Below are 13,700 nucleotides of genomic sequence, written 5' to 3' on the forward strand. Positions count from 1 at the left end.
ACATGACCGACCTCGCGTCACCGACTCAACCCGCCGCGCCCTCAGGCGCTGACACCATCGATACCATCGACGCCCTCGCCGGCCTGCAAGCCGGCAGCCCGCTCGCCGCGATCCGCCATGCCCGCGACAAAGTCGCGCTGCACACGCAACGCAGCGAAGACGCGTTGTTCGATCCGGCGTTGCCCGACCTGTCGCTGCAGGAACGTTTGTTTGCCGCGTGGTATGCCGCGCGCCTCTCGCTGGCCGACGACCTCGCCGATGCCTACACGGCGAAGCTCATCGCCACTGGCGCACAGCCGACCACGCTCGATGCAATCGAAGCGGGCACACTCGACACCACCACCGACGCTCGCCTGATCGCGATCCTCTCGCACGTCAAGCTGCTGACGATCAAGCCAGTCGAAGCACGCCCCGAGCATCTGCAAACGCTGCAGCAGGCCGGCATCACGACACGCGGCATTGTCGCTTTATCGCAGCTAATTGCGTTCGTCACTTATCAATTGCGCGTGGTAGCGGGCCTGAAGGCATTGCGCGCCGCACAGGAGGCCGCATGAGTCAGGCGAACACCAGTGCATTGCCGGTTGATCCGCTCAACGGCTTCACCTTCGATACCCTCGGCTGGCGCGCATGGCTCGACACGGTCAGCCTCGCCGGCGCCACACTGGAGCAGATCGCCGTGCTCGAAGAGAGCCATCCGCACGCCAGGACCTCCGACTACTATCTGCTGCTGGTCCAACAGGCGGAAATTCTGCGGCAGCGCTCGGGGGTCTTCAACGCGATCATGTATGCGCCAGGCGGCCTGCCGCGCGCCGAGCGTGAACTCGCCAGCACCGTCGTGTCGCGCGTGAACGGCTGCGTGTATTGCGCTTCGGTGCATGCACAACGATTCGGCCAACTCGCGAGGCGGACCGATGCGATCGAACAGGTTTTTGAAGACCCGTCGAGCGCAGGCACCACCGAGCGCGAGCGCGCGATCATCCGGTACGCAATCGAACTGACTGACCACCCTGAAGGCGTCGACGCCGACGCCATCAAGCGGCTCGAAGCAAATGGCCTGACGCACGCGGAGATTCTCGACCTGACTCACGCTATCGCGATCTTCGCGTGGGCCAACCGGCTGATGCTCACGCTTGGAGAACCGGTGTTTCCGCATGCCGAATAGGCCACCGGCCGCATTGCGGTATCCTCACGGGCTCGTTCAGAAGGAGGATGGATTCATGAAGTTTTCGATTTGCGTGGCGGTTGCCGCCCTGACGCTGTCCGCCACCGCGTACGCGCAAACCTCGCAAACCTTTCGCTTCGGCGAAGGCCAGACCTCGCTGCCGTCCGGCAATGCCCATCCGGCACCCGCACCTGGCACGCAGGCCCAACAGCCGCAACCGATGCAGGCCCAGCCGCAACCGCAACCCGCGGAACAGGCTCCGGCCAAGGCCAAGCCGAAGCACAAGGCGAAGCATCACCGACATCATCGCGGGCATGTGACGCAGCCGGACACGTACTCGCATAGCTGATCGGCGAAACGCATGCCGCGCGCACGCGTCTTTGCGACGAAAATCCGTAGCGCCCGGCGCAGCCGCGTGGCCGGGCGCTACGTGCCGTACCTCGCTCGCACCGGTCACCTATGCATCCGCGGATACTGCCTATAAATCGCGGCGATTTTTGACTCGCTTCAAATTCTCGCCCGCGGCGGGCATAGTGAAACGTATCCTCAGACCCACCGGCCACGACAGGACCACGTATGAGCACCACCCGCCCCGCGCCCTCCTCGCCCCATTCAGCCGACTCCACTGCCACGCCGCTGTCCACCGCGCCCTTGATCCGCGATGCCACCGAAGCCGATCTGCCCGCGATCCAGGCGATCTACGCGCACCATGTACTGACCGGCGTCGCTTCGTTCGAAGAAATTCCGCCGTCCGTGGACGACCTGCGTACACGGCTCGCGTCGGTGCGCAGTCACGGGCTGCCGTATATGGTGGCCGAGATCGACGGCGAAGTCGCCGGTTATTGTTACGCGACGCCGTACCGGCCGCGCGCCGCCTATCGCAACACGATCGAAGATTCGATCTACGTCGGCGACGCCTATCGTGGGCGAGGCCTGGGACGCGTGCTTTTGCAGGCGCTGATCGAACGCTGCGAAACCGGACCGTGGCGCCAGATGGTCGCCGTGATCGCCGACGGCGGCAGCGGCGGTTCGCTGTCTCTGCATGCGCAGTTGGGCTTCGAATTGACCGGCACGTTGAAGGCGGTCGGCTTCAAGCACGGCCGGTGGCTCGACACCACGCTGATGCAGCGGACGTTGGGCGTAGGCGATTCGACCGTGCCGGACGACGTGGCGCGTTAAAATCCCCCCATGCCCAAAACGCCGCCCCCCATTCCGCCCTCGCCCGACGCTCCGAGCGTTCCGGCAAGCGCCACGCCGCGCAACGAATACACGGTCGACGAACTCGCGCGCGTGTCCGACACCACCGTGCGCAACGTGCGCGCCTATCAGGACCGCGGCCTGCTCGAGCCGCCGGAAAAGCGCGGCCGGGTCGGCGTGTATGACGATACGCATGTCTCGCGTCTGAAGCTGATCAACCATCTGCTCACGCGCGGCTACACGCTCGCGAACATCCAGGATCTGATCATGGCCGTCGACGAAGGCCACGATCTGCGTTCGATCCTCGGCCTCGAAACCGCGATCGGCAGCCGCTGGTCGCGCGAACGGCCGAAAAAATACTCGCTGCTCGAACTGCTGCAAATGTTCGGCGACAAAGCCTCGCCGAGCGCCCTCGGCAAAGCGGTCGATCTGGGCTTGCTGGAGCGCGACGGCCTCTCCTTCGTGTCCGGCAGCCCGACGGCGCTGGCCGCCGGCGCGACCATGGCCAAGGAAGGCATTCCGCTCGCCGACCTGCTCGACGCCGTGGGTATCGCCAGACCGCATTTCAATGCGGTCGCCAAGGCGCTGGTCGATCTGGTGGTCCGTCAACTTGATCGCTATGACGCCGACGCCCTGCCGCCGCCCGCCGATGTGCCCGCCCTGGTCGACGCGATCTGGCGTGTGCGACCGCTGGCCATGGTGCTGGTGGAAAGCGAAATGAACCGCGCACTGGAAGAAGCCTCCGGCGATTATCTCGGCGACCGTGTCGCGGCGATCATGGAAAAGAAGCTGGGACACGCGCCCGAAGGCACAGCGGCAAAGAAAGATAAATCCAGGAAATAGCGTTACACGCGGCCATTTGCTCCCGCTAGCGGTGCTGCTCACGTGCGCGGCAAGCGCGTTCCCATTCCGCGCGCAAGCAGGCGCTTTCGTGCCCCGGCCGTTCGCGCGCGTCATATTCAAATCTGCATTGCTTCGTTTGATCGGCGGGACGTCCATGCGACGATCTTCGACTAATCGAACGCAATGGAGATTCGCAGCATGTCCCGTCATACCCGTATTTCGCTACACGTCGCCGCCGCGTTGCTGGCGGCGCTCACCACATTCAGCGCGACCGCGCAGAGCAGCAGCAATGGCAACGGCAGCGAGCCGGCCAACGTGCTGCGCATCGGCTATCAAAAGTCGGGCTTGCTCGCGATCCTCAAGGCGCAAGGCTCACTCGACGAAAAGCTCAAGCCGCTCGGCTACAGCATCAAATGGTTCGAATTTCCGGCCGGCCCGCAACTGCTCGAAGCGCTGAACGCTAACAGCGTCGACTTCGGCTACACCGGCGCGCCGCCACCCGTGTTCGCACAGGCCGGTGGCGTGCGCTTCGTGTATGTCGGCGCGGAGCCGTCAGGGCGTCATGCCGAAGCGATTCTGGTCCGAAGCGATTCCGCGCTGCATAGCGTGGCGGAATTGAAGGGCAAGCGCGTCGCGCTGCAGAAGGGTTCGAGCGCGAACTATCTGCTGCTCGAAGCGCTGAAAAAAGCCGGCCTGCGTTACGAAGACGTTCGCCCGGTCTATCTGGCACCCGCCGATGCGCGCGCCGCCTTCGAAAGCGGCACCGTCGATGCATGGGCAATCTGGGACCCTTACTACGCGTCCGCACAGCAGGCGCTGAAGGCGCGCACGCTGGTCGATTATTCGGAGCTCAACAGCCCCTATAACTTCTATGAGGCCACGCGCGACTTCGCGCAGCAGCATCCGGATGTGATCGGAGCGATTCTTGGGCAGTTGCGCACCACAGGCCTATGGGTGAATGACCATCCGGTGGAAACTGCCGCGCTGATCGCGCCGAAGGTCGGTCTCGATCAGAAGCTGGTCGAAACCTGGGTGCGCCGCTATCCGTACGGCACCACCGCCGTGACCGACGAGATCGTGCGCTCGCAGCAGGTCGTCGCAGATGCGTTCTACGGCGCGCATCTGATTCCGCAGAAAATCACGGTGAAGGACAACGTCTGGCAGAACCGCGAGATTGCAGCCAGTCTTGCGGGGAAATAGACGTCGGCGGCTCGAATAACACAGCATGACCGGTTACTTCGCCATCCATATCAAATCGAGCCATGACACCAGGTCAGCTCGATGAATAATTTCTCAGCTCGACGCCACGTTTCACTGGCCCCCGTCATTCAATCGATGACGGGGTCATAACGACACGCTCCCCCCACGTCCTTTCGCGACGCTGCCCGCCCTTCGCATCCGGAAACTCAATCTGTCAAAAAGGTTGCACCGGTAGAACTTTCATGTTGCGAAGCGGTCCCTTCTCCGCACGCTTCAAGCGCGTCATTTTCCGGATACCTGTTCGTCGCTCGCGTTACGCGGAGGCGCGGTATTCACGCTTTAATGAACCACGCGGCGAACAACTCGCCGCCGCTTAATAAATCAGGACCGTCAAGGCCATGCAGAATCTACTCGCTGGGATCCACTCCAACCGGTGGGCCTTCCTTTGGGACGCACTCACCACGATCTCGATGCACCTGTGCGCCGCCGCATTGATCTTAGTGGTGGGCTGGTGGGTCGCCCGCCGCGTCGCACGCTCGCTCAACCGGCTGCTCGCGAGCCAATCGCGCATGGACGCCACGCTGCGTCCGGTCATCTGCGACACCTGCCTGTGGAGCATTCGCGTCGTCTCGATCATTGGCGCGCTGTCGCAACTGGGTATCCAGACGGCGAGCATTGTCGCCGTGCTCGGCGCCGCCGGCCTCGCTATCGGTCTCGCGCTGCAGGGCACGATGCAAAACATCGCGGCCGGCATCATGCTGTTGCTGCTGCGGCCGTTCAAGGTGGGCGATTCGATTGAGGCGGGCACGGGCACCGTCGCGGGCACCGTCGAAGAAATCAGCCTGTTCACGACGCGTCTCACGAAATCCGACGGCATTTGCGAATACGTGCCGAACAGCGCGCTTTGGAGCAATTCAATCCGCAATTACAACCGCAATCCGACTCGCCGCCTCGACCTGGAAGTGGAAATCTCGGTGCGTGACGACGTCGACCAGGCGCTGGCCGCACTGCGCAATCTCGCCATTGCCGACCCGCGCGTGCTGCCCAAGCCCGTGCCGCAAGTGATGGTGGCCCGTTTCGACGACAGCACCGTGGTCCTGAACATCCGCGTGTGGGCCACCATCGACGCGTTCTGGGACATGCGCTGGGACCTCGCTCGCCAGGTCCGTCAAACGCTCAACGACGCGCAATGCGGCTTGCCGGTTCGCACACGTGAACTGCATATCGTGCAAAACAACGACCCGGACGAGTCTGCAGCGACTCGCGCAACTGCCGCGCCGCAGACTGCGATGCAATAACGCGTCAAAGCTGCAAGCCGGGCGGGTTTCCAAAGCGAATCCGCCCGGAATTTTTCACATAACGGAACGACCCAGCCTCCCGCATCAGTCTCGAAGCCCGCTCCGGCCAGCGCCGTGCCCGCCTGGGTCTTGTGCCACAACCTTCTCCACGTCATAGAGTTCCCCGTCTAACCCGCTGCTTGCGTCATCCGTTGACAGCCTCTATTGTTACATCAACCAATGTAACAGTTAAGAGCAAACAACAAGGAGACGGATCGGATGAACGCACGCATGATGCCCCCCGACGACGCGGCGCCCAACGCATCCGCGCCCGTCGATACCGATATCGCCATCATTGGCTCCGGCTTTGCGGGTCTCGGCATGGCGATTCGCCTGCGGCAAGCCGGCATGACTGATTTCATCATCGCCGAAAAGGCCGAGTCGGTCGGCGGCACCTGGCGCGACAACCACTACCCCGGTTGTGCCTGCGACGTGCAATCTCACGTCTATTCGTTCTCCTTCGCCCCGAATCCGCGCTGGACCCGCATGTTCGCGCGTCAGCCGGAAATTCGCGCATATCTGGAAGAATGCACGCAACGCTTCGGCATCCAGCGTCATCTGCGCTTCGGCCATGAACTGGCCTCCGCGATCTACGACGAAACCCGCCACCGCTGGCAACTGACGTTCGCGAACGGCCAGCAATGGTCGGCGCGAGTGCTGATCTCGGGCATGGGCGGACTATCGCGCGCGGCCCTGCCGAACATTCCCGGCATCGAGAAATTCAAGGGTAAAGCGTTCCACTCGCAGCACTGGGACCACACCTATCCGCTCGAAGGCAAACGCGTCGCCGTGATCGGCACCGGTGCGAGCGCGATCCAGTTCGTGCCGCAGATCGCGCCGCGCGTCTCGCATCTGAACCTGTTCCAGCGCACGCCGCCGTGGATCATGCCCAAGGCCGACCGCGCGGTGAAACCGTTTGAACAGTGGTTGTTCAAGCATCTGCCGTTCACGCAGAAGATCATGCGCTCGGCGCTCTACTGCATGCTCGAATCGCGCGCCTTCGGCTTCGCGATTCATCCTTCGCTGATGAAGACCGCGCAGAAAGTCGCGGAGCGGCATCTGCGTCGCCAGGTGCCCGATCCACAATTGCGCGCCACGCTCACACCGAACTACACGATGGGCTGCAAGCGCATCCTGATCTCGAACGACTACTTCCCGGCGCTGTCTCGCCAGAACGTGTCGGTGACGACCACCGGCATCGCCCGCGTCGAAGAAGATGCGGTGATCACGTCCGACGGTGCACGTCATCCGGCCGATTGCCTGATCTTCGGCACCGGCTTTCAGGTGGCCGATCCGTTTCCGGCGGGCGTGGTGCGTGGCCGTGGCGGCGTCGATATCGTCGATACGTGGCGCGATGGCGCGCATGCGTATCTCGGTACGACACTGCCTGGTTATCCGAACTTCTTCATGATCGTCGGACCGAACACCGGCCTCGGTCACAACTCGATGGTGTTCATGATCGAGTCGCAGGTCGAGTACGTGCTGCGAGCGCTGAAGACGATGAACGCGGAACGCGCCGATGCGATCGAAGTGCGTCCGCATGTCGAGCGTGCCTATAACGAACAGATCCAGCAGAAACTCGGCCGCGCGATCTGGTCGACGGGCGGCTGCAAGAGCTGGTATCTCGATCCGAAGACCGGCAAGAACACCACGCTGTGGCCAGGATTCGCCTACAAATTCCGCCAGGCGACCAGCACCTTCAGCATGGACGATTACCTCGCGTATTCGCCCGCGGCGCAAGCGCTGAGTGGACATGGGAGTTCGCAACAACAGCCTGTGCATGCACACGGGAATGTGGCCACCAGGGCACCCACGACATCCGCGGAAGCAACCTGATAAAAGCACGACCCGAATAAACATAACGACAAGGCACCGTTCAGAGAGGACAGGAGATAAGCCAATGAAGAACTTCACCGACAGAGTAGCCGCGATCACCGGCGCAGGCTCGGGCATGGGCCGTTCGCTCGCGATCCGGCTGGCGCGCGAAGGCTGCCACCTCGCGCTCGCCGATCGCAATGCCGCGAGCCTCGCCGAAACCGCGCAACTCGCTCAGGCTGCCGCGCCACATATCGTCGGTTCGCCGCTGCGCATCACCACGCGTGTGCTCGACGTGTCGGACCGTGCCGCGATGTTCGAATGGGCCGCCGAAACGGCCGCACAACATCAGCGCGTGAACCTCGTGTTCAACAACGCGGGCGTGGCATTGTCGAGCACCATCGAAGGCATGGAGTACGCCGACCTGGAGTGGATCGTCGGCATCAATTTCTGGGGCGTGGTGCACGGCACGAAGGCGTTTCTGCCGTATATCAAGGCATCCGGTGCGGGACACATCGTCAATACATCGAGTGTGTTTGGCCTCTTCTCGCAGCCCGGCATGAGCGGCTACAACGCGACCAAGTTCGCCGTGCGCGGCTTTACCGAAGCATTGCGCCAGGAACTCGATCTGATGAAGTGCGGTGTGTCGGCCACCTGCGTGCATCCGGGCGGCATTCGCACGAGCATCGCGCAGTCGAGCCGGATCTCGTCGAACATGGTCGGCTTCATGCTGGAAAACGAACAGCAAGGCAAGGACGACTTCGAGAAGTTTTTCATTACCACCGCCGACGAAGCCGCACGCGTAATTCTCGACGGCGTGCGCAAGAACAAGCGGCGCGTACTGATCGGCCGCGATGCGCGCGCCGCCGACTGGCTGGCGCGTACGTTGCCGGCCGCCTATCAGGCGCTGGTCGTGATGCAGACGCGCCGCATGAAACGCATTGCGGAAAAGCGCGCACGCCGCGCCGCGCAGGTGGACGGCCGGCGTGCGTAATGCGTTGCCCGCCACACGACGAGCACGATCAACAGGACATAAAGGATTACAAGGAGAATGGTCATGATGCCGGTTCGCCGCGACCTCCGCTTCAACTTGCCGCCCGAACGTGCCTCCGATTGGCACGTGCAGGGCTCGCATGTGACACACTTCTTCAATGCGCTTTCGCTGCTATTCCCTGCCGGCGAACGTTTCTTCATGGACAGCGTGCGCAACTACCGCGACCAGATCGACGACCCCGTGCTGAAGAAGCAGGTACTCGGCTTCATCGGCCAGGAGGCGATGCATACGCGCGAGCACATCGAATACAACGATCTGTTGCAGGAAGCGGGTTTGCCCGCGCATAAGCTCGACAAACGCCTGTGGGCGATTCTCAACTTTGGCCGCAAGATCCTGCCGCATTCGTATCAACTCGCGGTCACGGTCTGCCTCGAGCATTACACGGCGATGCTGGCGGGCCTGCTGCTGGAGGACGCATCGCGTATCGGTGGTTCGGTCGAAGGCTATACGCAGATGTGGACGTGGCATGCGCTCGAAGAAACCGAACACAAATCGGTTTCGTACGACGTGTGGAATGCGGTACTGAAGCCCGGCCTCGGACGCTATCTGCTGCGCACCGGCACGATGCTCGCCACTACGCTGACCTTCTGGCTGATCGTGTTCGACTTCCACGTGCGCCTGCTAATCGCCGATCGCAAACGCGCCGGCCATATCCGCGGCATGTGGCGCGTCGTGAAGTATCTGTACGGCCCGCGTCATGGCGTGTTTCCGCGTATTGCCGGTGAATGGCTGAGCTTTTTCCGGCCGGGCTTCCATCCGTGGGATCACGACAATCGCGCGCAACTGTCGCGCATCGACGGGCTCATCGCCGCGGTCGACGCCACCAACGCGACCACGCCAAGCGCACGCAAGGCCGCGCGACGCGGCGTGCAGGCGGCCGCGTGATACGCGACACGCTGTCGGTCGAGGCCGGCGACGTGCGGCTCGCGGTCTATGTGAGTGGGCCGCGCGACGCGCCGCCGATCGTGCTGGTGCACGGTTATCCGGATTCGGCGGCGGTGTGGGAACCGGTGCGCGCGCAACTCGACGCACGCTACCGCGTCATCAGTTATGACGTGCGCGGCGCCGGGGCATCCGACGCACCCGAGTCGCGCGCGGCTTACCGGCTCGAACGACTGGCCGCCGATCTCGCGGCCGTCGCCGATGCAACGTGCGGCGCGCGGCCGTTTCACCTGGTCGGCCACGACTGGGGTTCGATTCAAAGCTGGGAAGCGGTCACTGATCCTGTCTTCAAAGGCCGCGTTGCGTCGTACACATCGATCTCCGGGCCGTGCCTCGATCATGCGTCTTTCGGCTTACGCGGCGCCGGCGCCGATCGTGCGGAACAGTCCGATGCACATCACGCAGCAAAGCGCCCGTTCGGCAGCGGCCTTCGGCAAACACTCAGATCCTGGTACATCTTCTTCTTTCACGTGCCGTTGCTGCCGGAGTTGGTATGGCGCGCCGGCGGCGCACGCATGTGGCCGTTATGGCTGCGCCTGACCGAACGGGTGCGCCCTGAACGCGATCCTGCGCAGATGCGCAATGCGATCAACGGCCTGAATCTTTATCGCGCCAATTTCATCGACAAATTGCTGCGCCCGCGTGCGCGCCATGCGCATGCGCCGGTGCAATTCATCGTGCCGCTGCGCGATCGCTACGTCGGGCCCGAACTCTCCATTGGACTCGAAGGCTGGCTCGGCCCGTATAGCCGCACTGAAATCGATGCCGGCCATTGGGTCGTATTGCGCGAACCCGAGCGTATCGCGGCAGGCATCGAGCGCTTTGTCGAGCAGCACCGGTTGCAGCAGCCAGCAGACAACGGCGGCCCCGGCACCTCGACGGTCAACGCTCGCGCGGCAGACGCGTGAACAGCGTCGGATAGTCGATCACGAGGCCGTCTTCATCCACCGTCAGGTCGGCGGTGAAATTGCGGAAGATGCCCTCATAGCGATACACGCGATTCAACTCGATGCATGAATACGCCTGCTCGGCACGCGTGACCTGTAAATCCGGCGTCGAAATATAGGCCACGGAAATCGGCTGACGCTCGCCTTCGGCCAGTTGCAACCGGCGGATCGGCAACGTGTTCGTATAGGGCGTGGCGGCGATATCGATATCGATGCACCCTTCAATCGCGCTCAGTACGAGGCCATGACCATCGTGCCAATGGCCGGCTCCGTCGCCGTGCAATTCCAGCTCAGCGCCGCCGACGATTTTCAGCCACGCATATGTGGTGCGCCATTGCGCATCGCAGCGCACCTTATAGTGCAAGCCATATTCCTTGCCGTAGCGCTGCCCGACCAGGACGCTTTCCACTGCAAAGCCGTCCGCGCGCGCGTCGAACGCCAGATGTTCGAAGCCGTCGCCCTCTTCCGATGCCCACCTTAATTCACGCATCAGCCTGTCTCCTTGTGGAACGGCGCGGCAAACGCGCCGGGTTTCTATCGTAGCGCGAAAGCTTTCGGTTCGCCGACGCATCGTTTTTCGGCTTTCGGCTCTCTGGCGCGCAAGTGTCGCAAATAGCCACTATCAACGGCGGCGATGCCCGGCGCGGCGCCAGTAGCCTATGCTCGCGGTTTATTTTCAACCTGACCCGCTGCGCGCCTCACCTGCCCGCGGCAAAGTCGCGCCGCATCGAATCCGCCGCCCTCAAACCATGCACGCCGCCGCAACCGAAGCACAATCCGCCGCCTTGCGCACCTTGCTGCGCAGTTTTGGCCAGGTCGTGCTGCAACCGAACGCATTCACCGGCGCGTACCTGCTGGGCGCGTGGCTGCTATACGATCCACGTCTCGCCTGCGCGGCGCTGATTGGCGCGATCGCGGCCAACGTGAGCGCGGTGCTGGCCGGCTATCGCGAGCACGACACTCGCGCGGGCCTGCACGGCTTCAATGGCGCGCTGGCCGGTCTCGCCGCGTTCAGCTTCATCGCCGAAAACGCGACGGCCGCCGCCGTGGCCATTCTGGCTGCGACAGGCACGGCATGGCTGCTGGAACCGTGGTCGCGCTGGTTGCGCGCGCGTGGTCTCGGCTATTTCTCGAGCCCCTGTTTGATCGTCACGTGGCTTTGGCTGCCGCTCGTGACTCGTGTCGCCCAGCAAGCGAGCCTCGCCACTGAGCCCACGCTCAGCGCGGTGCAATTGAGCAGCGGCTTATTCGCCGGATTCGCGCAAACCGGCTTTGCGTCCGGCGCGTTGCCAGGTGTGCTCGTATGGATCGGCATTGCGGCTGCGTCAAGACGGCACGCGCTGTGGGCGCTGGTCGGCGCGGGCTTCGCGAGCGTCATGCACCTCCTGCTCGGCGCGAGTGCAAGCTCGTTCGACGCAGGCCTGTTAGGATTCAACGGCGCGCTGACCGCGATCGCGCTGGCCGATTGCGGCATTGCGATGACGCTTGGGGGTGTTGTGCTTTCGGTCGTGCTGCAGATGGCGACGGCTTACTATGCGTTGCCGGCCATGACCGCGCCGTTCGTACTCGCGACGTGGAGCATGCAGTGGCTCACTGGCCGTTTTACGCGCGGTACGGCGATGCCCGAACCGCCGGAGCACGCCGAAGCCGGAAGGCGTGTGACGCCACCGGCATCAGTCAGGCGCCTGGGTTAGCGCTGCGGGTTTGGACCACAGGCTTAAACCGCAGATATGGGCCGCGGGCTTGAGCCGCAGGTTTGGGTGCAGATTTAGACCGCAGATCCAAGCCGCAGGTTTAGCCCCTGGACCTAGGCCACCGTCCCAGCCCATCATGCAATCTCAGGAGACAGACATGTCGTTCACCCACATGCCCACCGGCCGTGTCACCGAGGCGGGGCCAAGATCCGAAGCGGAACAGCAGACCCGTGTCGACCTGGCCGCCGCCTATCGCCTCGCGGCGCTCAACGGCTGGGACGATCTGGTCTACACGCATATCTCAGCCAGCGTTCCCGGCGAACCCGGCCACTTCCTGATCAACCCGTTCGGCCTCGCGTTCGACGAAGTGTGCGCATCGAACCTGGTGAAGATCGATATCAAAGGCAACATCGTCGGCGCGAGCGAGCATCCGGTCAACGCCACGGGCTTCGCGCTGCACGCCGCTGTGCACGCGGCACGTGCCGATGCTTTCTGCGTGATGCATTTGCACAATACGGCAGGCGTGGCAGTTTCCGCACAACCCGCCGGCTTGCTGCCGGCGTCGCAACATGCGCTGCGTTTTTACGGCCACCTCGCGTATCACGATTACGAAGGCCTCGCCTTCACGCCGACCGAAGGCGAACGCCTCGTCGCACATCTCGCCGACAAACCAGCCATGCTGTTGCGCAATCACGGCACGTTGACCGCCGGCCGCACCGTCGCCGAAGCCTATGTACTGATGGCGACGCTGATCAAGGCCTGCGAAATCCAGTTGCAGGCGCAAGCATGCGGCAGCGAGCTTGTCGTGCCGGGCGATGCCGTAGCCGCTCGCACTGCCGACCAACTGTACGACGGCGGGGCGATCGAAGGCGCACTGGAATGGCCTGCTTTGCTACGCAAGCTCGACCGGCTCGATCGCACGTACCGCGATTAAATTCACTTTTCAACATCACTCATCACGGAGTCACGCAATGCCCACGTTTCATATCGAACTCTTCGAAGGCCGCTCGGTGGAACAGAAACGCCAGTTCGTCGAAGCCATTACCAAAGCGACTTGCGAATCGCTCGGCGTCGAACCGGACTCAGTGGACATCATCCTCACCGACGTCAAACGCGAAAACTGGGCAACGGGTGGGCGTTTGTGGTCCGAAGCGGACGCGTAATTGTCCGTATTTGCCATCCAACGTCTTAATCCTGTCCGATTGTCACAACAGATTCGCGCCCCCTGAGCTGAAAAAGCCGGCACTGGGTCAATCGGTGGGCGGTAACGCGAGACGGGGCGCGTCAAGACTGAACCGAAGTCCGTGCGCCGCAGAAAATGCTGCGCGCGTTGCGCGCGCAGCAGGAACTTCTGAGCGACGCGTATCTGAAACGCGTCGCCGTGGCGGCGTCGACAGACGCCCCCCCCCCCCCAGGCACATAGAAACCGGGGGTGTTTCCCCCCCCAGCCCCCAACAGGCTGGGGGGCGAGGGCGGCGCGCGGGTGTGACCGGCACCCATAAAGGCCGG

The 13,700-nt window shown here is 63.2% G+C and carries 15 protein-coding genes; 14 read left to right on the forward strand and 1 reads right to left on the reverse strand.

Annotated elements, in window-relative coordinates; all coding sequences use genetic code 11:
• Positions 1–2: 2 nt before the first annotated feature.
• The 11 genes from P3T25_RS36180 (at position 3) to P3T25_RS36230 (ending at position 10,458) form a co-directional block, all read left to right on the forward strand.
• Positions 3–554 carry a CMD domain protein gene (locus P3T25_RS36180; protein ID WP_154561585.1) on the forward strand — a complete coding sequence of 184 codons (552 nt, stop codon included), beginning with the start codon at positions 3–5 and terminating at the stop codon, positions 552–554.
• Entirely contained in the window at positions 551–1,162 is a 612-nt protein-coding gene (locus P3T25_RS36185; RefSeq protein WP_154561587.1) for a peroxidase-related enzyme, read from the forward strand. The genes P3T25_RS36180 and P3T25_RS36185 overlap by 4 nt, the downstream gene beginning before the upstream one ends.
• A gap of 55 nt (positions 1,163–1,217) precedes the next feature.
• Positions 1,218–1,511, forward strand: a complete 294-nt coding sequence (locus P3T25_RS36190; RefSeq protein WP_171929464.1) for a hypothetical protein — start codon at positions 1,218–1,220, stop codon at positions 1,509–1,511.
• A gap of 227 nt (positions 1,512–1,738) precedes the next feature.
• Positions 1,739–2,341 carry a GNAT family N-acetyltransferase gene (locus P3T25_RS36195; protein ID WP_266239151.1) on the forward strand — a complete coding sequence of 201 codons (603 nt, stop codon included), beginning with the start codon at positions 1,739–1,741 and terminating at the stop codon, positions 2,339–2,341.
• Between the two features lie 9 nt (positions 2,342–2,350).
• Entirely contained in the window at positions 2,351–3,202 is an 852-nt protein-coding gene (locus P3T25_RS36200; RefSeq protein WP_266239150.1) for a MerR family transcriptional regulator, read from the forward strand.
• A gap of 198 nt (positions 3,203–3,400) precedes the next feature.
• A complete protein-coding gene (locus P3T25_RS36205) occupies positions 3,401–4,402 on the forward strand; it encodes a sulfonate ABC transporter substrate-binding protein (RefSeq protein WP_171929434.1) in 1,002 nt (333 codons plus the stop codon).
• A gap of 398 nt (positions 4,403–4,800) precedes the next feature.
• A complete protein-coding gene (locus P3T25_RS36210) occupies positions 4,801–5,700 on the forward strand; it encodes a mechanosensitive ion channel family protein (RefSeq protein WP_429361845.1) in 900 nt (299 codons plus the stop codon).
• 258 nt (positions 5,701–5,958) lie between these two features.
• A complete protein-coding gene (locus tag P3T25_RS36215; RefSeq protein WP_154567527.1) occupies positions 5,959–7,575 on the forward strand; it encodes a flavin-containing monooxygenase in 1,617 nt (538 codons plus the stop codon).
• 64 nt (positions 7,576–7,639) lie between these two features.
• Positions 7,640–8,548, forward strand: coding sequence for an SDR family NAD(P)-dependent oxidoreductase (locus P3T25_RS36220; RefSeq protein WP_171929437.1), 909 nt, complete (start codon positions 7,640–7,642; stop codon positions 8,546–8,548).
• Between the two features lie 63 nt (positions 8,549–8,611).
• Positions 8,612–9,493, forward strand: a complete 882-nt coding sequence (locus P3T25_RS36225; RefSeq protein ID WP_171929438.1) for a metal-dependent hydrolase — start codon at positions 8,612–8,614, stop codon at positions 9,491–9,493.
• Positions 9,490–10,458, forward strand: coding sequence for an alpha/beta fold hydrolase (locus P3T25_RS36230; protein ID WP_266239148.1), 969 nt, complete (start codon positions 9,490–9,492; stop codon positions 10,456–10,458). The genes P3T25_RS36225 and P3T25_RS36230 overlap by 4 nt, the downstream gene beginning before the upstream one ends.
• Here P3T25_RS36230 and P3T25_RS36235 read toward each other — a convergent pair.
• A complete protein-coding gene (locus P3T25_RS36235; protein ID WP_200566008.1) occupies positions 10,433–10,987 on the reverse strand; it encodes a putative glycolipid-binding domain-containing protein in 555 nt (184 codons plus the stop codon). The genes P3T25_RS36230 and P3T25_RS36235 overlap by 26 nt on opposite strands.
• Positions 10,988–11,246: 259 nt before the next feature.
• Here P3T25_RS36235 and P3T25_RS36240 point away from each other — a divergent pair, with 259 nt between their 5' ends.
• From P3T25_RS36240 to P3T25_RS36250, 3 genes are all read left to right on the forward strand, one after another.
• Entirely contained in the window at positions 11,247–12,191 is a 945-nt protein-coding gene (locus P3T25_RS36240) for an urea transporter (protein WP_266239147.1), read from the forward strand.
• Between the two features lie 157 nt (positions 12,192–12,348).
• Positions 12,349–13,125 (forward strand): class II aldolase/adducin family protein, encoded by a 777-nt coding sequence (locus P3T25_RS36245; RefSeq protein ID WP_266239146.1) that lies wholly within the window; start codon positions 12,349–12,351, stop codon positions 13,123–13,125.
• The gene (locus P3T25_RS36250; RefSeq protein ID WP_266239207.1) at positions 13,121–13,354 is read left to right on the forward strand and encodes a 4-oxalocrotonate tautomerase; all 234 of its coding nucleotides are present in this window, start codon (positions 13,121–13,123) and stop codon (positions 13,352–13,354) included. The genes P3T25_RS36245 and P3T25_RS36250 overlap by 5 nt, the downstream gene beginning before the upstream one ends.
• Positions 13,355–13,700: the final 346 nt, after the last annotated feature.

It is taken from the genome of Paraburkholderia sp. GAS32 (genome assembly GCF_050434225.1).
In the GTDB taxonomy this organism is placed as follows: domain Bacteria; phylum Pseudomonadota; class Gammaproteobacteria; order Burkholderiales; family Burkholderiaceae; genus Paraburkholderia; species Paraburkholderia madseniana.